Below are 21124 nucleotides of genomic sequence, written 5' to 3' on the forward strand. Positions count from 1 at the left end.
AAAGCGCCAGCCTGCGCGGCTTTAAGAGGCGATTTTCCTACATGGGCGAAGCTTGCTAGCCCTGCCTCATGTCCAGCATCTGCGCCTTGCGAAACCCTCTCCGTCAGGCCCGCTCCGGCCCCTCCGAAGGGGGCTGGAACTTTCTGCCATGTACTGTGTCAACATCGTCAACTTCGGCGGAAATCCGGGCGACCGGAAGCGAGTCGCGTGACTTACTCGTCGAGCTGTCGAAGCGCTTCGGCCCGCGCTTCCTTGCGGTTGTGCCGGGCCGACCACCAGAGCGACAGCCCGATCAGCACGGCGCCGATCAGCCCGGTCACAGCTTCCGGAATATGGAACCGGGCGGAGGCGAGCATGATGCCGCCCAGCGCGATGATAGCCCAGAAGGCGCCATGTTCGAGGAAGCGATATTCCGTCAGCGTGCCCTTCTTCACCAGCATGATCGTCATCGAACGCACGAAGAAGGCACCGATGGACAGGCCCAGCGCAATCACGATCATATTGTTGGAAAGGGCGAAGGCGCCGATCACGCCATCGAAGCTGAAGCTGGCATCCAGCACGTTGAGATACAGGAACCCGCCCAGGCCGCTGCGCACGGCAGCGCCCACAAGCGCGCGCTTCTGGTCGCGAATTTCCAGCCAGGTATTGATCGCGCCTACCGAAATGAAGGCAACGATGCCCAGAATGCCTGCGATGAGGAAGGTCAGCGCCTCTGCCGGATCGAGCAGGCTGGAAATGCCCCATAGCGCCAGCAGCAGCACGCCGATCTCAATGGCTTCCACGGCAGCGACCCGCGCGAGGAAACGCTCGATCGCGCCGATCCAGTGGACATCCTTGTCATTGTCGAAGAAGAATTCGAGGCCGACCATCGCCAGGAAGGCCCCGCCAAAACCGGCAATGCCGACATGAGCGGAAGAAACGATTTCCTGATATTTGGCCGGTTGGTTCAGCGAAAGGTTCACCGCTTCCCACGGGCCGATATGCGCGGCGATTGCCACGATGGCCAGCGGGAACACCACGCGCATGCCGAATACGGCAAAGGCAATGCCCCAGGTGAGGAAGCGCTTCTGCCACACCTCGTCCATGTCCTTCAGCACGGTGGCGTTCACCACCGCATTGTCGAAGCTCAGCGAGACTTCCAGAACCGAAAGGACGACGATGATCCAGAGCATCTGCGCCGTACCGGCGACAGAGCCGGTGGCATCCCAGCCATACCATGCGCCCAGCGCAAGGCAGACGATTGCGAAGAGGATCGATCCGCGAAAATGGGTGAGCAAGACGGGTACTCTCTATTCGGGCTGATAGGTCTGGTCGGGGCCGGGAAATGCGCGGGAACGCACCTCGGCCGCATATTGCGCGGCTGCGGCGGAGATGTCCTCCGCAATGGCCCCATAGCGCTTAACGAAGCGAGGTACACGCTCGAACATGCCGAGCATGTCATCGGTGACGAGAACCTGACCGTCGCACTGGGCGGAGGCGCCGATACCGATGGTCGGGCAGGCGACTGCCCGGGTAACCGCGATGGCAATCGGCTCGATCACGCCTTCCACCACGATGGCGAAGGCTCCCGCCCGGCAGAGGGCCTGCGCATCGCTGAGGATCTTGCTGGCTTCCGCTTCACTGCGGCCGCGCGGGCCATAGCCGCCCAGCACGTTCACCGCCTGGGGAGTAAGGCCGACATGCCCCATTACGGGAATCCCCCGGCTGACGAGGAACTCAACCGTTTCCGCCATCGCTGCGCCGCCTTCCAGCTTCACCCCCGCGCAGCCGCTCTCCTTCATCAGGCGCGATGCGCTGGCGAAGGCCTGCGCCGGGGACTGTTCGTAGGAACCGAAAGGCATGTCGACGATCACCGCCGAATGATAGGAGCCGCGCACCACCGCCGCGCCATGCGCCGCCATCATTTCCAGCGTCACGGGCACGCTGGAGGGGAGGCCATAAATCACCTGGCCCAGCGAATCCCCCACCAGCAGCAAGTCGCAATGGGCGTCCAGCAACTGGGCCTGGCGGGCGGTATAGGCGGTGAGCACCACGATGGGTTCTTCCGTGACGCCATCCACCTTGCGCGCCCTGATGCGGGGCACAGTGAGCCGCCGCATGGGCGCGGGTGTCGGATTGGCGCGGCTGGTGGACGTGTCGAGGGTGAAGGTGGTGGACATGCGCCCTCTTTTAGCGCCGGTCACGAATTGGGCAAAGCAAAGCGGCACAGCTCGCTGATTGAGCGGTAAATCGGGTGGGGGCGCAGCGGCTGGATCAAGAAAATTGGCGTTTGTGCCGCGCTTTTCCCCGGAATTGCCCCGCCATCTGCCAATTTCCCGATTGCGGTAGCTTCAAAAGCGAATATTCAATTCAGATGACAAGGCCACTGGATGCGCAAGGGGTTAGCGTTCCGGGGCCCAGGGAGGTCCGTGAATGATCTTTGGCCGCATCAAGCCGCTCGACGCAATTCTTGCCACCGCGGAAAAGAAGTCGCTTCACCGCTCGCTTGGTGCCTTCCAGTTGACGATGCTCGGCGTAGGTGCCGTCATCGGCACCGGCATCTTCGTGCTGACGGCGGAAGCTGCGCAGAAAGCGGGGCCGGGCATGATGCTCAGCTTCGTGATCGCCGGCTTCGTCTGCGCGGTTGCGGCCCTGTGCTATGCTGAAATGGCCTCGATGGTGCCGGTTTCGGGCTCTGCTTATACCTACAGCTATGCCGTGATGGGCGAATTGATCGCCTGGATGGTCGGTTGGGCGCTGATCCTCGAATATGCAGTGGCGGCAGGCGCCGTCTCGGTCGGGTGGTCAGGCTATGTCGTGGGGCTGATAGAAAATGCTGCGGGCATAGACGTTCCCAACGCGCTGGTGCGCGGGCCGTTTGACGGCGGGTTCGTCAATCTGCCTGCCATGGCGATTGCTCTGCTGGTCACCTGGCTGCTGGTGATCGGCACGCGGGAAAGCGCCTTCGTCAATGCCGTGCTGGTGGTCATCAAGGTGGCCGCCCTCTCGCTGTTCATCGCGCTGGCCGTGCCGGTGATCAGGATGGAGCAGTTCACGCCCTTCGCCCCGCTCGGCTTCGGGGGCATCGGCGCTGCGGCAGCTTCGATCTTCTTTGCCTATGTGGGCTTCGATGCGGTTTCCACCGCAGCGGAGGAAACCAAGAACCCGCAGCGCAACATGCCGATCGGCCTGATCGGATCGCTGGGCATCTGCACTCTCTTCTATCTGCTCGTTGCGGCGGGCGTGATCGGCACGGTTGGCGCAAGCCCGCTGCTGGACGCCAATGGTGCGGGGCTCGCGCCGGGCAGCAAGGAACTGGCGGATGCCTGCGCATCGATTTCCGATCAGGCAGTCGTCTGCTCCAAGGAGGCGCTGGCCTGGACGATGCGCGAAATCGGCTGGGCGCAAATCGGCAACCTGATCGGCCTTGCCGCCGGCCTTGCCCTGCCTTCGGTCATTCTGATGATGATGTTCGGGCAGACCCGCATCTTCTTCGTAATGAGCCGTGACGGCCTGCTGCCTTCCGTCTTCTCCACCATCCACCCCAAGTTCAAGACGCCCCATGTCATCACTATTCTGACCGGCGTGTTCGTGGCCCTGTTCGCGGCCTTTTTCCCGGTCGGCATCCTGGCGGACATCTCCAATTCCGGAACCTTGTTCGCCTTTGCGGCCGTTTCCATCGCGGTGATGGTGCTGCGCAGGACCGATCCGGATCGCAAGCGCCCCTTCCGCACTCCGGCGATTGCCATCACGGCGCCGGTCGCGATCCTGGGCTGCTGTTACCTGTTCTACAAGCTGGGCATCGAAACCAAGCTGATGTTCGCCGGCTGGGCGCTGGTCGGGCTGGTGGTCTATTACAGCTATAGCCGCAGCCGCAGCCATGTGGCGCGGGGCATTGTGGAAGTGCCTGAAGAAGACACCGATGTGCCGCCCATGCCGGTGGCCCCCATGCCGGGCGCGCCTGCTCCTGGCGAACAGGAATAGGGGAAGGGCCCGCCATGGCGGGGGATTTCCGGTTCGACCTTCCTGCCTATCTCGATCGCATCGGGCTGAACGAAACATCGGCCGATACAGCGGGTTTGCGCGCCTTGCAGGCAGCCCACATGCGCGCGGTTCCGTTCGAGAATTTCGATCCGCTGCTGGGCAAGGTGCCCTTGCTCGGGTTGTCTGACCTGTTCGGGAAAATCGTGGAGCAGCGGCGCGGGGGATATTGTTTTGAACAGAACGGTCTCTTCGCAGAAGCGTTGAAATCCGCCGGCTTTTCCGTTTCGCGCCGCCTTGCGCGGGTTCGCATGCGGATGGGTGTGGATGGCGGGCGCAGCCATCTGGCGCTGGTGGTGGAGGCGGAAAACCGCCGTTTTCTGGCCGATGCAGGGTTTGGCGGGCCGGGCCCGCTGGCTCCGTTGGACCTCGATTTCGAGGGGCCGCAGCAGGTGCCCAACGGAACCTATCGTTTGCATAAAGACGCTGATCGCGCGGAAATCGTGCTGCAACGGCTGCAGGCGGAAGGCTGGGCGGATATATACGCTTTCGACGATGCCCGGGTGACCGACGGGGACATCGCCAACGCCAATTTCGTCTGCGCCGTATCGCCCGAAGCGCCTTTCGGCTTCCACCTCATGTTCGGCTGCTATCGCGGGGATGTCCGCTACGGCCTGTTCAACCGTTCGCTGACCGTGGAGACGTCCGATGGCGAAGAACGGCGCGATCTGAGTGACCTTGCCGAGTTCGCCAGCTTCCTGCGCGAGGAGGCCGGGCTGGGCCTTTCCGACGAAGCGCTGGAACGCGCATGGGCGAAGATCGCGGGCTGATCGGCGCGGCCAGCCGGGGCATAATCGCCCCCGCAGCTTGGGCTATGCCCGGATCGTTTCGCGCCTTCAGGCTTTTCATCCCCGGTGAAGATTTCCCGTACCATCGGCGGTTTCCGCCTCGACCGTGTGCTGCTCGGCCTGCTGCTGGTCGGATGCGCTTTGCTGGCGGGGCGGGCGTGGCTGCAGGATCATCCGGAGCATAATCCCTGGTCGCCGCTCAACCTTGCAGACCCGCCGGGCTGGGCAACCAGTCGCAAGCTTGCGGCTCTGCATGGCGATCCGGCAGAATGTCGCGCCGTGCTGGAGCGTAGCGGGGTGGAGTTCGCTCAGCTCGAACCTGCGGGAGAAGGGGCATGCCGCCGGGAAAGCCGGGTGAGGCTGGGCGACAGTCCGTTCGGCTCCGACGCCCCGATTTCGAGCTGCGCGGTGGCGGCGGGCGTTGTGTATTGGCTGCGACACAGCGTGGAACCTGCGGCGCAGGAGTTGTTGGGCTCCCCCGTCCGGCGCGTGGAGCATTACGGCACCTATAGCTGCCGCCGAATGTATAATCGGGACGATGGCCCGTGGAGCGAGCATGCCACCGGCAACGCCATAGATATTGCAGGCTTCGTGCTGGAAGATGGCCGCAGGGTCAGCGTGCTGCGCGACTGGCCGGGCGAGGGGCAGAACAGCGCATTCCTGCACCGCGTGAGGGACGGCGCCTGCAGCGCCTTCAGCACCGTATTGTCACCCGAATATAACGCTGCCCATGCCGATCACCTGCATCTTGATCAGCAGGGAAGGGCATGGGGCTTCTGTCGTTAGGCTCCGGGCCCGACAAGGCCTATCGCGGGGCCGGGTCACCTGCGGGCGGGCCGGACATGAAGATGGTCTGCACCAGAATCTTGCCGTCGCGGACGAGAAATTCCTCGGTCGCCTTCATCGGGCCCATTTCCCAGGTCATGAAGCCGACATCACCTTCTTCCCACACCTTGGTGACAGTCATTTTGGGAGGGCCACCACTGCCCGCACCGGGCGGCGGGGCGGAAGGCGCGGCGCCGCCTGCGGGGCGCTTGAACATATTCTCGAACAGGCCGCGGATCGCTTCCTTGCCCTGAAAGGCGCGGCCCTGCTGCAGCACTACCGCGTCATCGGCATAATCCGCCATGATCGCATCGACATTGCCGCCAGAGGAAACATGACGATTGACGATTTCGGTAGGTGTAAGATCGGCCGCATTGGCAGCGCCCGCAAGCGAGAGGGCGATAGCTGCGCCCAGCACCTGAAATTTCATTCCATCTCTCTTCCCGGCGCCAGCGCGCCAGCGCTGCACTAGCCACCGGAGACACCGGGAGAAAGATGAACTGCATGGGGCCTGTCCAACCCGTGCATCAACTGCGACAGATCGTTAGGGTGCAAAGTAATCAAAGGGCTTCGAGCGCATATCCTGCCGAGCGCACAGTGCGGATCGGATCGGCGGAATTACCCACAGTAATCGCCTTGCGCAGGCGGCGGATATGGACATCCACCGTGCGTTCCTCGATCTCGCTGCCGGTGCCCCACACACCGTCGAGCAATTGCCCGCGGCTGAAGACCCGGCCCGGGCTTTCCATGAAGAACTTGAGCAGACGATATTCAGTTGGCCCGACAGCAAGCTGCTGCCCGCGCCGTTCGACGCGGTGTGCCACCGGATCGAGCTTCAGATCGCCCACTTCGAGCATTTCGCCTGCCAAGGCCGGACGCACGCGGCGCAGCACGGCCGAAACGCGGGCGAGCAATTCACGAGGTGAGAAGGGCTTGGTCAAATAATCGTCCGCGCCGGTTTCCAGCCCGCGTACCCGGTCATCCTCTGCTTCACGCGCGGTGAGCATGATGATCGGGACATGGGCGGTCGCCTTGTCGCGCCGCAGGCGGCGGCAGACTTCGATGCCGCTGGTCCCCTCGATCATCCAGTCAAGGATCACCAGGTCGGGAACATCTTCATCCGCGAACATGAGGGCTTCATCGCCATCGGCTGTAGTGCGGACATTATAGCCTTCGCTCTGGAAACGATATTCCAGCAGCTCGGCCAGGGCAGGATCGTCTTCGACAAGAAGAAGTTTCGGTGCGGCCACGTCTTGGGTTCCGGATTGTTTCAGAGCCCCCACCACCACAGAGATGTTACAGGATTACGACAAGAGCCGTCGCGTCATATCATAGCTCTATTTTCGTCATCTGTCTCGCCATCAAGTTCAGGCACATAAGTGCCCGTGGCGGCATAATAGACCATCTCGGCCACATTGGTGGCATGGTCCCCGATGCGTTCGATACTGCGGGCAATGAACAGCAATTGCGCAGCTGTGCTGATGGTGGCGGGGCTTTCCATCATGTGGCTGACGAGATTGCGGAAGATGCTTTCATAGAAGGCGTCCACCTTCTCGTCCCGCGCGATAACTTCGCGTGCCGTTACCGGATCGCGCGCGGCATAGGCGGTCAGCACGTCATGGACCATTTCCGATGCGACCTCGCCCATGGCGGGCAGCAGCGTCAGCGGATCGAAATGCTTGCGGGCCGGAATATCGTTCACGCGCTTGGCAATGTTCTTCGAATAATCGCCGATCCGCTCCAGCACGCCGGCGATCTTCAGCGCGGCGATCACTTCACGCAGATCGTCCGCCATGGGCGCGCGCAGGGCGATGATGCGCACCGCCAGCTTGTCCACCTCGATTTCCAGAAGATCGATCTTCTTGTCGCGCCGCACCACTTCGCGGGCGAGCTTTTCATCATGCTTCACCAGCGCCTGGAGCGATTCCTGAATGGCAAGCTCGGCCAGGCCGCCCATCTCCGCAATCAGGCCGCGAAGCCGGGTGATGTCCTCATCGAATGCCTTGACCGTGTGTTCGGTGCTCATCAGCCATACCGCCCAGTAATATAATCCTTGGTGCGTTCTTCGCGCGGATTTGTGAAGATGTCGGAAGTCTGGCCGTATTCGACCATCTTTCCAAGGTGGAAGAAGGCAGTGCGTTGCGAAACGCGCGCGGCCTGCTGCATCGAGTGAGTGACGATCACGATGGCGAAGCGGCCCTTCAGCTCGTCGATCAGTTCCTCGATACGCGCGGTGGCGATCGGGTCCAGTGCGGAGCAGGGCTCGTCCATCAGGATCACTTCGGGATCGACCGCGATGGCGCGGGCAATGCACAGGCGCTGCTGCTGGCCGCCGGAAAGCGCCGTGCCGCTGTCAGCCAGGCGATCCTTCACTTCGTCCCACAGGCCCGCGCGGCGCAGCGACCGTTCGACGACCACGTCGAGATCGGCCTTGCTTTCTGCCAGCCCGTGAATCTTCGGGCCATAGGCGATGTTCTCGTAGATGGACTTGGGAAAGGGGTTGGGCTTCTGGAACACCATGCCCACCCGGGCGCGCAACTGCACCACATCCATGCCGGATTTGTAGATATCCTCGCCGTCCAGCATGATCTCGCCTTCGACGCGCGCGGCGGCGATAGTGTCGTTCATGCGGTTAAGCGTGCGCAGGAAGGTCGATTTGCCGCAGCCCGAAGGGCCAATGAAGGCAGTGACATATTCGGTTTCGATATCGATCGAAACCTCGTCGATGGCCTTCTTCTCGCCGTAGAAGACGGAAACCTTGTTGGCGCTCATCTTCGGCATGTCGGGGGCGGAGATTTGTTCTGTGGTCACCACTTCTTCTCGAACCGGTTGCGCAGGTAGATGGCGAGGCCATTCATCACCAGCAGGAATATCAATAGCACAATAATCGCCGCCGATGTCCGTTCGACGAAACCGCGGTCGATTTCGTCTGACCAGAGGAAAATCTGGACCGGAAGCAGGGTGGCGGGCGAAGTGAAGCCGTCCGGCGGCGTCGCGACGAAGGCGCGCATGCCGATCATCAGGGCGGGCGCGGTTTCACCCAGCGCGCGCGCCATGCCGATGATCGTGCCGGTCAGGATGCCGGGCAGGGCCAGCGGCAGCACGTGATGGAACACAACCTGGATCGGCGAAGCGCCCAGCGCCAGCGCGCCATCGCGGATGGAAGGCGGCACGGCCTTGATCGCGTTGCGGCCTGCGATGACGATCACCGGCATCGTCATCAGCGCCAGGGTGAGGCCGCCAATCAGCGGGGCCGAGCGATAGCTGGGGAAGATAGTGAGGAATACCGCGAGCCCGAGCAGGCCGAAGATGATCGAGGGGACCGCCGCGAGATTGTTGATCGATACTTCGATAATGTCGGTCCAGCGGTTCTTCGGGGCATATTCCTCAAGATAGAGCGCCGCCAGCACGCCCACCGGGAAGGCGAAGGCCAGGGTGATGAGCATGGTGAGCATCGAGCCCTTGAGTGCCCCCCAGATGCCGACGAGCTGCGGATCGGTGGCGTCCGAACGGGAGAGGAAACCCAGGTCGAAATTCTTCTGCAGCTTGCCTTCGGCCTTGAGCTGCTTCGCCAGCGGCTCCAGCGCGGCCTGTCCGTCACCCGAATAGGCAGCGGCCAACCTGTGCGAGGCGGGGACCATTACCACCGCCTTGCTGCTGAGAATGGAGGGATCGGCGATGATCGAACGTGCGACATCGCGCCATGCCTCGGAATTCACCTGCGCTGCGCCTTCGTCGCCCAGCGACCTGGCGGCGAAGAACTGGACCACGGCGGGCAGGCCCTGCGCTTCCAGAGACTGGATGGCGTTGGGCTGCGCCAGCACGGCGGGATCGGCGGCGATGCCGGATTCCGGAAAATCGATCTCCACTGCGAGTTCCACTCGCTTGAAGCCCGAAATGCCGTTCGACGCCATGGTGATCAGCAGGAAGGCCAGCACCGCGATGGAGAACAGGATGGACAGCAGGCCGGCCAGCTTGAAGCGCCGTTCCGCCGCATAACGCTTGCGGATGCGCGCCTCGAAAGCCGGGGTGCGGGTGGGGAGGATTGCCTCACTCATAGGCTTCACGGAACCTCTTCACCACGCGCAGGGCCACGATGTTCAGGCCCAGCGTTACAAGAAACAGCACGAAACCCAAGGCGAAGGCGCTGAGCGTCGCGGGATGGTCGAAGCTTGCCTCGCCGGTCAGCATGGCAACGATCTGGACGGTCACCGTCGTCATCGCTTCCAGTGGATTGCCGGTGAGGTTGGCAGCATAGCCGGCCGCCATCACCACGATCATCGTTTCGCCGATGGCGCGGCTGATCGCCAACATCACGCCCGCCACGATGCCGGGCAGGGCGGCGGGCACCAGCACACGGCGAATGGTTTCGTTGGTGGTGGCACCCATCGCCAGGCTGCCGTCTCGCATGGCCTGCGGCACTGCGGCGATGGAATCGTCAGCCATGGAGGAGACAAAGGGAATGATCATCACGCCCATCACCAGACCTGCTGCAAGCGCGCTTTCGCTTGAGGCGTTGGAAATGCCGATCGAAACTGCGAGGTCGCGGATGGCCGGCGCGATGGTCAGGGCGGCGAAATAGCCATAGACCACGGTGGGTACGCCCGCGAGAATCTCCAGCGCGGGCTTGAGCCATTTGCGCCATGTGGGGCTGGCATATTGCGTAAGGTAGATCGCGCTCATCAGGCCGAGCGGGATCGCCACGATCATGGCGATGATTGCGCCGATATAGATCGTGCCCCAGAACAGCGGGATGGCGCCGAAGCGGCTCGGGTCCGCAGCTTCCACCGAACTCATCGGATCGGGGCCCCAATGGGTGCCGAACAGGAAGGAGATCGGATCGATCATCCCGAAGAAGCGCACGGTTTCGAACACCAGCGACAGGAAGATGCCCAGCGTGGTGAGGATCGCCACCAGCGATGCCCCAAGCAGGATCATCATGACGATCCGTTCCACTCTGGTGCGGGCGCGGAAATCGGGGCGCAGGCGAGTGAACGACCATGCGCCGCCAAGGAAGGCGATTACCAGCGTGGCGGCAATGCCGATCATGTTCATGCGCGAGATCGCCTCGCGAAACGGTTCGATCAGCGGGCGCGCCTGCGGATTGAACACGGCATGGGCAGCCCCGGCAGCGACTGCCCGGGCTTCGCTGAGGATCGTCTCGCGCTGCATGCCGAAGACAGGCAAGTCCGCTGCGGCCGGATCGGCCAATACGGATTGCGTGACCAGTGAGGGCGCAATGGAGCCCCATACTATCACGAACAGCACCGCCGGGATCACGATCCACAGCGCTACATACCAGCCATAGGCCGAGGGCAGGGAGGCAAGGCGCACGTCAGGCGCGGCGCGGCGGAAGCTCCAGGCGCGCGCGCGGGCCGCGAGCCATCCCGCGAGCCCGAGCCCAAGGGCGAGGAGAAGCAGGATGGCTGGCGACATAATGCAAGCTCGTCCTTATTATTCGAAGTCGGACGCGCTGAGCACGGTATATTCGGTGGCCGCCTTGGTGCTCTTGGCGAGTACGTCAGCAGGGCTCACCACCAGGCCGATCTTGGCCAGCGGGCCATCCTTGCCCCAGTTCTTCACCCATTCGGCGAGGAACTGCTTGAGGCCGGGAATGGCGTCCAGATGGGCCTTCTTGACGTAGATGTAGAGCGGACGGGCGCCCGGATAGGCGAAGCTCGAGATATTGTCATAGGTCGGCACTACGCCATTGACCTTGAGGCCATTGAGCTTGTCGGCATTCTCTTCGAGATAGGAATAGCCGAACACACCGATTGCCCTCGGATTGCTCTCGATCTTCTGGACGATCAAATTGTCCTGTTCGCCCTGGTCAACATAGGCGCCGTCACCGCGCACTTCGGTGCAGATCTGCTTGAACTTGTCCTCGTCGCTGTCCTTCAGCGCCTTCATGGCCGGATCGGTTTCGCAGCCCTTCTCCAGGATCAGTTCCTTGAGCGCATCGCGCGTGCCCGATGTGGAGGGCGGGCCATAGACGAGGATGGGATCGGCCGGCAGGGAAGGATCGACATCCTTCCAGGTCTTGGCGGCCTGTTCCTTGCCGAAGGGCTTGGCGGCCAGAGCCTTGTAGACGATTTCGGGAGTGAGGTTCATCTCGATCCCGCCCTTGTCGGCGGCGAAGGCGATACCGTCTAGGCCCACCTGGATTTCGATGATGTCAGTCACGCCATTGGCCTGGCAGGATTCGAATTCGGACTTCTTCATCCGGCGCGAGGCATTGGTGATGTCTGGCGTTGCGGCGCCTACGCCGGCGCAGAAGAGCTTCACGCCGCCGCCGGTTCCGGTCGATTCAATAATCGGGGACTTGATGTCGTGATTCGAGCGGGCGAGCGATTCCGCAACCGCCTTGGCGAAGGGATAGACAGTGGAGGAGCCCACTGCACGGATCGAGTCGCGGGTTGCGCTGCCGCCATTGCTGCCGCAGCCGGAGAGTATCAGGGCCGCGGAAATCAGGGGGAGGGCGAGAAGTGCTTTGGTCTTCATGGTCATGTCCCGAGCTGGGAGGCTGGATGCCTCGTGGCTACTGCCCGCGCGATGTTTGAGTTATGTGACACATGTATGACATTTCTATCGACTCTGTTCGATAGTTGGTAGTTTAACGGTCACAATCGTCCCTTCACCCTTCTTGCTGGTGATGTCGAGGCGGCCGCGATGCCGCTCTACGATGTGCTTGACGATCGCCAGACCCAGGCCGGTGCCGCCCGCCGCACGACTGCGGCCGGGGTCGGTGCGATAGAAGCGCCGGGTGAGGTGCGGAATATGTTCCGGGTCGATGCCTTCACCGCGATCGGTGACGGTCAGAACGGCGCGATCACCTTCCTCGGTTTTCAGCAGTACGTCCACCGGCTGGTCCTGCGCGCCATATTTGAGGGCATTGTCCACCAGATTGCGGACGAGTTGCTCAAGTTGCTGAGTGTCGCCCTTTACCGGCACTTCCTGCGCTGGCAACGTCACATTAACGCGCGCCTTGTCCTTGGCGGCACCGGCATCGCGGGCGGCCTTGGCGATGAGCTTCTTCAGATCGAGCTGTTCCGCCGGTTGGTCATGCTTTTCCGCCTCGATGCGCGACAGCGACATCAGGTCGCTCACCAGGCTTTGCAGCCGCCGGGCTTCGCGCAGGACTGTATCGAGGAACTTGGCCGCGGTGGCTGGATCGACGGAATCGCCTTCTTCCGTCAATGTCTCGACATAGCCGATGATCGAGGCGAGCGGCGTGCGCAGTTCGTGGCTGGCATTGGCCACGAAATCCGTATGTGCCCGGCTGATATCGGCCTCGGTCGTGCGATTGTGCAATTCGATCACCCAATAGCGATCATTGATCGCGTGGAGAGTGATCTTCCAGATGCTGCGCGGCGCGGTGAGGCCCTGAATCGTCGCAGAACCGTCGCGCTTGCGGTCAAGCAACGCAATGGCCTGCGGGTGGCGGAGCGCCACACGCGCATCCTGGCCGACAATATGTTTGCCGAACACTGTCCGGGCGGCGGAATTGGCGATAATGATGCGGTTGCGGTCAAGCAGCAGCAGCGGCAGACTGAACTGCTCGATCATGTCGCGCATCCCGTCGCGGGTCAGTTGCACCGAATCGGCCTGGGGCTGAACCATCCGTTCCGCCGGGCGCGCGATCCACAGGGAGCAGATCCACAGCAGCAAGACGGCGGCCACCAGCCACAAATCGGCCCCCGCCACCACCATGCCGATGCCGGCGGCGAGTGCGATGAATACGCCGGGCCAAGGTTGGGAACGCAATTCGCTCATCGCTTCGCGCTTAGCCCTGCTGGAGGTGCGACGCCAAGCATGAAGAGAAGCGTGTCATATTTATCGGTATGGCCAGGCGGGGAAGGCGCGGCCACTCAAGGAAAGAAGCTTGGGCGGATCAGGCGCAGCATGTCGGGAAAGTCCGTGCCCACATTGCGGATGCCGATGCTGAACAGCCGCTCGTAGATCAGCGGATCTTCGATGTTCCAAGGCTGAACCTGAAGGATTATGCCCTTGGCGGAAAGCTCGGCCTGGACATCCAGCATGAAGCGGTCGCTCATATTGAAGGCTTCGGTTCCGGGTACCGGGCGGTAATGCATATGGACGATATAGACGTCCTTGAAATCCGTGGTGCGGAGGGTGTTGAGGATTGCTTCGATTTCCGTCTGGGTGCCGCCCATCCAGATCATCGTCTGCGAATCCGGTACGCGGCGGCGCCACTGCTGGATCAGATCATAGCGGTTGGTGGTGAAAATCACCTGCTTTCCCACGCCATGGCGTTTCACCATGGCGGACAGTACATCCAGATCGATGCTCTTGTAGTCGAGATGCAGGAATTTGCGCGGGTCTTTCGCCATCACCGCGAAGACTTCGTCCAGCGTGGGGATGCGTTGGCCGGGATAGCCCCGGAATGCCCCTACATCGACGGTCTTGAGCTCGGCGAGCGTAAGTTCGTGGACTGGCTTGTGACGGATTTCCTCCGGTGCGCCCGGTGCAGTCCGCGTGACCGTATCGTCGTGGATGACAACGATTACGCCGTCTTTCGAGGTGCGAATATCCGCTTCCGGAACCATGTTGCGGGCCCAGCTATATTCGAAAGCCTCGATGGTGTTTTCCGGTTGGTGCATGCCGCCGCCCCGATGGATGGGGATCGGGAGAATGCCCTGTTCCGCATACATCCGCGTGAGTTGGGCACGCAAAGCCTGTTCGTCGGAAGGGACGGCAGGCGCTGCGGCCAGCGCTTGTGCGAAAAGCGGTATGCCGGAGGCAAGGACAAGGCCGCTGGCGGCCTTGATCAACTGGCGACGTTCCAATTTCATGTCTCGGGAAGTCCTTTAGCCGCGATGAAGGATTGGTGCGTCTGGTGTTACGAAGAAGGATGCGAGGGTGCTGATCTGGCCCCCGGGAGTTTCGATCTGGTCCATCACCTTCACATCCGTCTTCCATCGTTCCGGCGAGATGTTGAAAAGCTGGTAGCCTCTCCTGTCGGTGTAGAGGTCGAAATGTGGGTTGTTCCTCATCATGTGGTCCAATCCGGCCTCGCCCTTGCCGTTTCCTTCCGATGAGATGGAGGCCGCCTGGAATTCCACGGCGACCTTCGGGCCATCCGTATCCTCGTCATTTTCCGGTACTGAGCCGACGAGATGACGATGATGGTCGCCCGTCGCGATCACGACGTTGGACAGGTCATGCCGGCGAATGCTCTCGATCAGGCGCTGGCGGGCAGGGCGATAACCGTCCCACAGATCCGTGGCGAACTGGGCTTCCGTGGCGCCCGGCTCCCGGAAATCGACCGGCATGACGATAATCTGTTGGGCAAGCAGGTTCCAGGTCGTTCCGGCGCCGCCCAATCCCTGATCGAGCCAGCTTTCCTGCGCGCCGCCCAGCACGGAGGGACCAACATGCGCTTCGGGAGGGCAAGGGTTTTTCCGGAAATCGTCGCCGCAGGGCTGGTCTGCCCGATAGGATCTCGTGTCCAGCACGTGCATTCGCATCAGGCGCCCGTAATCCAGCCGGCGGTAAGCTGTGAGGCCACCGTTGGTGGGGAATTGGGCCTTGCGGACAGGCATATGCTCGTACCAGGCCTGCAACGCAGCATAGCGGCGCAATGCGAAAATCTCCGGGCTGGTTCCGTCCTGATCGAAATCGCTGGCCCAGTTATTGTCGATCTCATGATCGTCGAACGAGACCGCGAAAGCGCAGGCTGCATGGGCTGCCTGCAGGTTGGGGTCGCTCTTGTACTGGGCATAGCGCCGCCGATAGTCGTCGATGCTGTAGATTTCTCCGCCAACATGTTGGCGCACGGGGGTCCATTTGTTCGGCCGTGGGCCGAGCGGGGTCGCCGCCCCTTCATAGATATAATCGCCATAATGGAAGACCAGGTCGAGGTCCGGTTCGGCCGCCAGATGTCGCCAGGCGTCGTAATATCCCATCTCGTAATGCTGGCATCCGGCCACGCCAATCCGCAGCTGCTGGACCATCGCGTCACGGGCGGGCGCGGTGCGCGCCATGCCGACAGGGCTGATGTCCGAACCGGCCACCGTGAACCTGTACCAATAGGGCCGATGTGGCTGCAGCCCCTCGACTTCGACATGGACCGAATGGGCGAGTTCGGGCAGGGCGACAGCCTCTCCCTTGCGGACCACTCGGGAAAATCCTTCATCTTCGGCCACTTCCCATAAAACTGGCACGCGGACGGCGGGCATTCCCCCATGTTCGTCCAGCGGGCGAGGGGCAAGCCGCGTCCAGATGACGAAGCCATCCGGCCACGGGTCGCCCGCAGCTACGCCCAGCATAAACGGGTTGGCGCCAAGCGGCGCCGCGAACAGCGGGGAACGGGACAGCCCCGTGATCAGGGCAATGCTTCCGGCAGTCTTGATGAGTTGGCGACGGTCCAGGTTCATTGTTCTTCCTGTTGAAAGGAGCCGGCTGGCGGGCAGGGCAATTGGCGTGGAAAAGGCTGCCGGCCACTTCCCCGGGAAAGCGGTCGGCAGCCATCGCAGTTCGTCAGAACTTGATCGTGTAGGACAGGCTGTAAGAGCGTCCGACCAGATCGTAGACCGTGCTGGCCGCGTAAATGCCGGGCTCCCCGAAGGCCATGTAGGGCGGCATTTTGTTGGTCAGATTGTTGACGGCCAGATTCACGACATGACGGCCAAGATCCAGGCGCGCCGACAGGTCGAAATAGGTGCGCGAGGGCACACTGTTGTCGTCATATTGTTCTGCGGTTGCCATCCGGTCGCCCTTGCCTCCGCTCTGGTAACGGGTGCTCAGGGCCAGACCCAACCGGCCGATGTCATAAGTGGTGGTCAGGTTGGCACGGACCTTCGGGTAATTGTACTGGCCTTCATAGAAGATATCGCCCGCAGGAGCGCCCGGGGTGGTCTCGAACGTATGCTCGATCAGATAGGTGCCCGCGAACTTCAGCCCCAGGCGTCCGGGCCCGGCCTTGACCGCATAGTTCATGCCGACGTCGATGCCTCGGGCCTGCATGCGGGATATGTTGCCTTGCTGGGCGTTCACGTAAAGCGGGGCCCCCGCCGGAAGCAGGATGCCTTGTTGGGCAGTCGGCACGTCCGGTGTCTGGTTTCGGCCCTGGGCCTTGCAATACTGGTTATCGATCGTGGGGAGATCGACACATAGGTTGAGGATCTGCGTGTAGCTCAGCTGATAGATGTAATCCTCAATATCGATGTTCCAGTAATCGACGGTCATGTCGAAGCCCGGCAGGAAGCTCGGCTGCCAGACAAGGCCGAGAGTGAGGCTGTTCGAGATTTCGGGCTTCAGGTCGGGATTGCCACCGGTGGTGATGTGGGGCCCTGTCTTGATGTCCGGCAACGGCGTCACCACCCCCAGGGCGCGGCAATTGGCTTCGCGGGTAGGGGTTTTGTTGATGTCGCCGACTTCGCATGGGTCACTGATTGAACCGGTGGTCGTGCTGGTGACCATGGGCTCGTACAGTTCGCCGAAGTTCGGAGTGCGCACGCTGCGCGAGCGAACGCCGCGAAGGGCAAAGCCCTCGAACGGTTCCCAGATCACGCCGGCCTTCCACGCATTCGTGCCGCCGACTGTGCTGTAATCGGAATAGCGATAGGCCAGTTCCAGATCCAGGCGGCGGGCAAGCGGTGCATCGGCAAACAGGGGCACGACCAGTTCCGCAAAGGCTTCTTTGACGTCCGCCTCGACGTCCAGTTCCGAGCGTTTGCCTGGGCCGCCGCCGTAAACGAGTTCGCCCGACAGAGCCAAAGGATCGTCCCGGTTGGTCAGGGTGTCCTTGCGGTATTCCACGCCCAGCGCGAACTTGACGTCTCCGGCAGGCAGGCGGAACAGCGAACCATCGATGTTCGCGCCGACGGATTGCTGAGTGACGGTGCGATATTCGTCACGGTCTCCCATAACGTAATTGAGCAGTTCCTGGCTGGGGACCGTCTTGCTGAAAATGTTCAGCGGAACGCAACCCGCCGCCCGCGCCGCCGTATCGCGGCAGACCGGCAGGCCGTTGGGCCCGGCAATCACGTCGCGCGCAGCCAGCCAGTGCGATCGGATCGGCACATTACCTTCGATGGCGTGATCCTTGAACCGGCCATATTGGTAAAAGGCGCTCCAGTTCAGGGAATCGGACAGGCTTCCGGTAATCTCGGTGCCGACGGTGATGGTCTCACGCTTGTGCAGTTCGTCACGCACCGGGAAATTGCCGTAAGTGCGGTCGATATTGAGCGAGGTCAGCCCGTATTTCTGCATCACCGCACGGATGGAATCCGGCAGGAACGGATTGTCGAGATAGGCCTTAGCGCTGCCCACACCCATGAAGGTGGTGCGGGTATCGTCGCGGTAATAGGTTCCCGCGCCGTCATAATTGTTCCGCGAATAGCTGAAATAGCCAGACCAGGTAACGTGATCGCTAAGGTCATATTCCACGCGGCCCAGCGCGGAAATTGCTTCTTCCGCCCCGCGGAACTGGGTCATGTCTGTCAGGTTCCGGCCATCCCCGCCGCTACCCAGAGCAAACTGCGCGGGCGCCTTGTCCATATAGATATCATGGACCATCGGGCGGACCGTGCCCCCGTCTTCCAACATGAAGCGCTGATTGACGACCTGACCGTTGACCGTGCCGAGCCAGAAGTTGGGTTCATAGGCATAATAGTGCTGCCGGTAATTCCAGACATGGATGCGGTCGGGAATGCCATCGGACGTGCCGGTATTGGCCAGATTGGGCAGGAGCAGCGGCTGCTGGGTCCAGTCGTAGCGATCATACATGAACAGCGAGTCTGTCCAGGAATAGGTCCCGCCGATGGAAACCCGGCCGCGATCGTCAGCGAATTTGAAGCCGGTCGAAAGCGATACCTGAGCATTGCCCGCATCGCCCCGCTCGGAAAGGCCGCCGGTTACGGAGATGGTCGTTTCTTCGATATTCTTCTTCGTGATGATGTTGACGGCGCCGGTCACCGCGTCCGCGCCATAAACAGCCGCGGCACCCCCGGTGATGATCTCGACGCGGTCGATCATGCCCAGCGGGATCGTGCCGATATCGACGGCCGACGAACGGGTGGAGCCCGACACACGGCGCTTGCCGTCGATGAGCGTCAACGAACGGTTCGTGCCGAGGTTGCGCAGGTTGATGAAACGGGCGCCTGAATCCCAGCTCGTCGCGCTGCTGTTCAGACTGGCGCCGCTGAAGCCGAGCGCCGGGTTTTGCTGCAGGACGCTGTAGATATCGTTACTGTTGAAGCGCAGGGCGTCATCCATCTTGATGACGCCGACCGGCATCGGATTGACCAGATCGGAACGCGCGATGCGTGAACCGGTAACGATGATCGCCCCTTCCGGATCGGCCGGCGTCTCGTTCGCCGCCGCGCCCAGAACAGCCACATCTCCGTCGAAAGAGCGGATGACCAGGCCTGTATCGGCAAGCAACTGGTTCAGTGCATCATGGACATCGAGACTGCCCTTGACGGCATTGACCGAGTGGCCGGTCGTTTCCTTGCCGGTGGCAATGACCTGTATCCCGGCCTGTTGTGCGAATTCGCGGATGCCGTTGGCTGCGGGCTGTGCGGGGAGGTCAAAGCTGCGGCTTTGCGCCTGCGCCGTCGCCGGAAGGCAGATCGCTGCCGCGATGGCCGCCGTGGAAACGACGGAACGCAAAAAGATCGAATGCATTGGGGAGTCCCTCAGTTTGATGTCTTCAAACCTAATGACGGGACTTCACGCAGTTTCGGTCAGTGATGTGAAATTATAATTCGATTTTTAATCAATTATTGCATTTTTATTACAATTTCATTCCCTCGGCGTTCGACGGTTCCGCCGGCAAGAGCGGCGGCGGCTTCTGCGAACTGTTCCGGATCGTCGGTACGGAACAGGCCGATGATCTCGGTGTCTCCGATCTCCGGATCGGCGATGACGATCTTTGTCTTATTGATGCGGTTGAAACGCGCCACGGCAGACCGGAGTGGCTCGCGATCAAATGCGATCTGCGGGGCCTTGGGCGGCTGGGCAGGCGAGGTGACGGAAGCGGCCACCTTCGGTTCTGTCAATCGTGGTTCCGCCGTGAGCATCAATTCCTCCCCGGCGTGGAGCATGATACCCTGATCTCGATCGTCATGCTGCCATACCAGCACGCTACCTTCGCTTACCTTCACGGTTCCGCCCGTCTTACCGAACCGGCTGACTGAATAGATGGTACCCGTTGCCTGTGCATAGATGTCCCCGGACTGCACGATGAAGGGGCGGCCTTTGTCATGGGCAACCTTGAAGGTTGCGGCACCGTCGACCAGCGTGATCCTGCGATAATCAGGTGAAAATACCACTTTGATCTGAGCGCCTTGCCCCAGCGTCGCGATCGAGCCATCCTTGAGCTTCACGATCTGCTCGGCGACGACAGGTTCCGTCGGCCGGAAATGAAATAAAACCGGAAGGCCGATGGCGACGAGCGCCGCGACCGATGCGGCCAGGGCAGTTCCTCCGGCGATCGACTTTACGTAACCCGGCAGGAAGATCCGCCGTGAGAGGCGGGGCATGAACTTGCGATTATGCTCTCCAGCGCAATTCGCGGAAACGGCACGCGAAACTTCTGGCGCCGCAGACATAGCTCGCGCGCTCGCCACCGCATCTTCCGCCATATACAATCCTGCGCGCGAACGCAGAAATGCGCCGCGATGACGCCCGTCCGCTGCCAGCCATGTATTCAGCTCGGCGTGGTCTTCGGCGGTCATTTCGCCATATTCCACTAGAACCGCCCATTCAGTAGCTCGATCAGCGATAGTCTCAGGAGAAACAGATCTAGCCAATCACTTCAACCTTTCCGTCTCTTTCTCTTTTTTTGCATGTGGCGCATCAGCGTTTTCATGCTGGGCGGTCATTGCCTGCAGTATCTTTCTAACGCCGCGAACCAAGTGATTTCTGATCACATCCTCGCTGACGCCGAGCCGTCTCGCGGCCTCTCTTTGTGGCACTCCCTCGACGCGGCGTAGCAGGATCGCCTCGCGGCAAACGTCGGATAGTTGTGAGAGAAGATAGTCTACCTGCCTGAGTTCCTGATCTGCCTCCAGCACACGATCCGCCAAAGGCTCGCTATCCATGACGTTCCACCAGTCGATTTCGGTCAGGGGAACAATATTGGATTTCCTCGCACGGCGTATCATGTCGGTTACCACTGACTGAACTGTGCGGCGAAAATAGCCGATGGGGTTGTCGATATGATCGACGCAGCCGAGGCTTGAGATTCGGCAATAAGCTTCCTGGATCACATCGTCGGGGTCGATAATCTTGTGCCAACGGCGAGAAAGCCATGTGTGGATGGCTTTCTCATGGGGCAGGATTTCGCGCGCTACCCAGGCCGCAACAATGTCACGCTTACCGTCCATACGACGCGACAGTTCATGTCCCCATTCGGATTGCGCTCGCCAGCCGTACGATTCGTCGGCCAGCGCAGTTCGCTCCGTCTGGGCGCGCGTCATGACATATTCGCGACAATGGTAGAGCGGCGAGGCGGCGTTTGGTTT

General features: G+C 61.6%; 18 protein-coding genes. 3 read left to right on the forward strand and 15 right to left on the reverse strand.

All coding sequences use genetic code 11. The features are described from left to right. Positions 1 to 212: 212 nt before the first annotated feature. Both H0274_RS03710 and panB read right to left on the reverse strand, forming a co-directional pair. Positions 213 to 1277 carry a DUF475 domain-containing protein gene (locus H0274_RS03710; RefSeq protein ID WP_226792993.1) on the reverse strand — a complete coding sequence of 355 codons (1065 nt, stop codon included), beginning with the start codon at positions 1275 to 1277 and terminating at the stop codon, positions 213 to 215. A gap of 12 nt (positions 1278 to 1289) precedes the next feature. After that, complete coding sequence (panB, locus tag H0274_RS03715; RefSeq protein ID WP_226792994.1) at positions 1290 to 2159, reverse strand: 3-methyl-2-oxobutanoate hydroxymethyltransferase; 870 nt, start codon at positions 2157 to 2159, stop codon at positions 1290 to 1292. Positions 2160 to 2412: 253 nt separating this feature from the next. On the opposite strand from panB, the gene H0274_RS03720 reads away from it, so the two are divergent. From H0274_RS03720 to H0274_RS03730, 3 genes are all read left to right on the forward strand, one after another. Beyond that, complete coding sequence (locus H0274_RS03720) at positions 2413 to 3963, forward strand: amino acid permease (protein WP_226792995.1); 1551 nt, start codon at positions 2413 to 2415, stop codon at positions 3961 to 3963. A gap of 14 nt (positions 3964 to 3977) precedes the next feature. Continuing rightward, a complete protein-coding gene (locus tag H0274_RS03725) occupies positions 3978 to 4790 on the forward strand; it encodes an arylamine N-acetyltransferase family protein (protein WP_226792996.1) in 813 nt (270 codons plus the stop codon). A gap of 84 nt (positions 4791 to 4874) precedes the next feature. Beyond that, complete coding sequence (locus tag H0274_RS03730) at positions 4875 to 5594, forward strand: extensin-like domain-containing protein (protein ID WP_226792997.1); 720 nt, start codon at positions 4875 to 4877, stop codon at positions 5592 to 5594. A 19-nt stretch (positions 5595 to 5613) separates the two neighbouring features. Here H0274_RS03730 and H0274_RS03735 read toward each other — a convergent pair whose 3' ends face one another. The 13 genes from H0274_RS03735 to H0274_RS03795 all read right to left on the reverse strand — a co-directional run bounded on the left by H0274_RS03735 (position 5614) and on the right by H0274_RS03795 (position 21079). Next, on the reverse strand, positions 5614 to 6063 hold the full coding sequence (locus tag H0274_RS03735; protein ID WP_226792998.1) for a nuclear transport factor 2 family protein: 450 nt from the start codon (positions 6061 to 6063) through the stop codon (positions 5614 to 5616). Between the two features lie 130 nt (positions 6064 to 6193). Next, positions 6194 to 6883 (reverse strand): phosphate regulon transcriptional regulator PhoB, encoded by a 690-nt coding sequence (phoB, locus tag H0274_RS03740; protein WP_226792999.1) that lies wholly within the window; start codon positions 6881 to 6883, stop codon positions 6194 to 6196. Positions 6884 to 6957: 74 nt separating this feature from the next. Then, a complete protein-coding gene (gene phoU / locus H0274_RS03745) occupies positions 6958 to 7659 on the reverse strand; it encodes a phosphate signaling complex protein PhoU (protein WP_226793000.1) in 702 nt (233 codons plus the stop codon). Then, positions 7659 to 8414, reverse strand: a complete 756-nt coding sequence (gene pstB, locus H0274_RS03750) for a phosphate ABC transporter ATP-binding protein PstB (protein ID WP_226794430.1) — start codon at positions 8412 to 8414, stop codon at positions 7659 to 7661. Before pstB ends, phoU begins: the two co-directional genes overlap by 1 nt. A gap of 26 nt (positions 8415 to 8440) precedes the next feature. Next, entirely contained in the window at positions 8441 to 9691 is a 1251-nt protein-coding gene (gene pstA / locus H0274_RS03755) for a phosphate ABC transporter permease PstA (RefSeq protein ID WP_226793001.1), read from the reverse strand. Beyond that, on the reverse strand, positions 9684 to 11069 hold the full coding sequence (pstC, locus tag H0274_RS03760) for a phosphate ABC transporter permease subunit PstC (RefSeq protein ID WP_226793002.1): 1386 nt from the start codon (positions 11067 to 11069) through the stop codon (positions 9684 to 9686). The genes pstA and pstC overlap by 8 nt, the downstream gene beginning before the upstream one ends. An 18-nt stretch (positions 11070 to 11087) precedes the next feature. After that, positions 11088 to 12134, reverse strand: coding sequence for a substrate-binding domain-containing protein (locus H0274_RS03765; protein ID WP_226793003.1), 1047 nt, complete (start codon positions 12132 to 12134; stop codon positions 11088 to 11090). 84 nt (positions 12135 to 12218) lie between these two features. Beyond that, positions 12219 to 13406: a sensor histidine kinase gene (locus H0274_RS03770; RefSeq protein ID WP_226793004.1), complete on the reverse strand. Its 1188-nt coding sequence runs from the start codon at positions 13404 to 13406 to the stop codon at positions 12219 to 12221. 95 nt (positions 13407 to 13501) lie between these two features. Beyond that, entirely contained in the window at positions 13502 to 14446 is a 945-nt protein-coding gene (locus tag H0274_RS03775) for a glycerophosphodiester phosphodiesterase (RefSeq protein WP_226793005.1), read from the reverse strand. A gap of 15 nt (positions 14447 to 14461) precedes the next feature. Next, complete coding sequence (locus tag H0274_RS03780; protein ID WP_226793006.1) at positions 14462 to 16030, reverse strand: alkaline phosphatase D family protein; 1569 nt, start codon at positions 16028 to 16030, stop codon at positions 14462 to 14464. 103 nt (positions 16031 to 16133) lie between these two features. Beyond that, positions 16134 to 19283: a TonB-dependent receptor gene (locus H0274_RS03785; RefSeq protein ID WP_226793007.1), complete on the reverse strand. Its 3150-nt coding sequence runs from the start codon at positions 19281 to 19283 to the stop codon at positions 16134 to 16136. A 95-nt stretch (positions 19284 to 19378) separates the two neighbouring features. Further along, entirely contained in the window at positions 19379 to 20410 is a 1032-nt protein-coding gene (locus tag H0274_RS03790; RefSeq protein WP_226793008.1) for a FecR family protein, read from the reverse strand. Continuing rightward, on the reverse strand, positions 20411 to 21079 hold the full coding sequence (locus tag H0274_RS03795; protein WP_226793009.1) for an RNA polymerase sigma factor: 669 nt from the start codon (positions 21077 to 21079) through the stop codon (positions 20411 to 20413). Between the last annotated feature and the right edge of the window lie 45 nt (positions 21080 to 21124).

The sequence above is a fragment of the Fulverythrobacter ferritrahens genome, from assembly GCF_020539485.1.
GTDB classification, from domain to species: Bacteria; Pseudomonadota; Alphaproteobacteria; order Sphingomonadales; family Sphingomonadaceae; genus Andeanibacterium; species Andeanibacterium ferritrahens.

Excerpts from the sequence above, each read along its gene's own strand:
- panB (WP_226792994.1), bottom strand. The coding sequence starts at position 2,159 with ATGTCCACCACCTTCACCCTCGACACGTCCACCAGCCGCGCCAATCCG.
- pstB (WP_226794430.1), bottom strand. The coding sequence starts at position 8,414 with ATGCCGAAGATGAGCGCCAACAAGGTTTCCGTCTTCTACGGCGAGAAG.
- pstA (WP_226793001.1), bottom strand. The coding sequence starts at position 9,691 with ATGAGTGAGGCAATCCTCCCCACCCGCACCCCGGCTTTCGAGGCGCGC.
- H0274_RS03725 (WP_226792996.1), top strand. The coding sequence starts at position 3,978 with ATGGCGGGGGATTTCCGGTTCGACCTTCCTGCCTATCTCGATCGCATC.
- H0274_RS03780 (WP_226793006.1), bottom strand. The coding sequence starts at position 16,030 with ATGAACCTGGACCGTCGCCAACTCATCAAGACTGCCGGAAGCATTGCC.
- H0274_RS03770 (WP_226793004.1), bottom strand. The coding sequence starts at position 13,406 with ATGAGCGAATTGCGTTCCCAACCTTGGCCCGGCGTATTCATCGCACTC.
- pstC (WP_226793002.1), bottom strand. The coding sequence starts at position 11,069 with ATGTCGCCAGCCATCCTGCTTCTCCTCGCCCTTGGGCTCGGGCTCGCG.
- H0274_RS03775 (WP_226793005.1), bottom strand. The coding sequence starts at position 14,446 with ATGAAATTGGAACGTCGCCAGTTGATCAAGGCCGCCAGCGGCCTTGTC.
- H0274_RS03795 (WP_226793009.1), bottom strand. The coding sequence starts at position 21,079 with ATGACGCGCGCCCAGACGGAGCGAACTGCGCTGGCCGACGAATCGTAC.
- phoU (WP_226793000.1), bottom strand. The coding sequence starts at position 7,659 with ATGAGCACCGAACACACGGTCAAGGCATTCGATGAGGACATCACCCGG.
- H0274_RS03785 (WP_226793007.1), bottom strand. The coding sequence starts at position 19,283 with ATGCATTCGATCTTTTTGCGTTCCGTCGTTTCCACGGCGGCCATCGCG.
- H0274_RS03720 (WP_226792995.1), top strand. The coding sequence starts at position 2,413 with ATGATCTTTGGCCGCATCAAGCCGCTCGACGCAATTCTTGCCACCGCG.
- H0274_RS03735 (WP_226792998.1), bottom strand. The coding sequence starts at position 6,063 with ATGAAATTTCAGGTGCTGGGCGCAGCTATCGCCCTCTCGCTTGCGGGC.
- H0274_RS03765 (WP_226793003.1), bottom strand. The coding sequence starts at position 12,134 with ATGAAGACCAAAGCACTTCTCGCCCTCCCCCTGATTTCCGCGGCCCTG.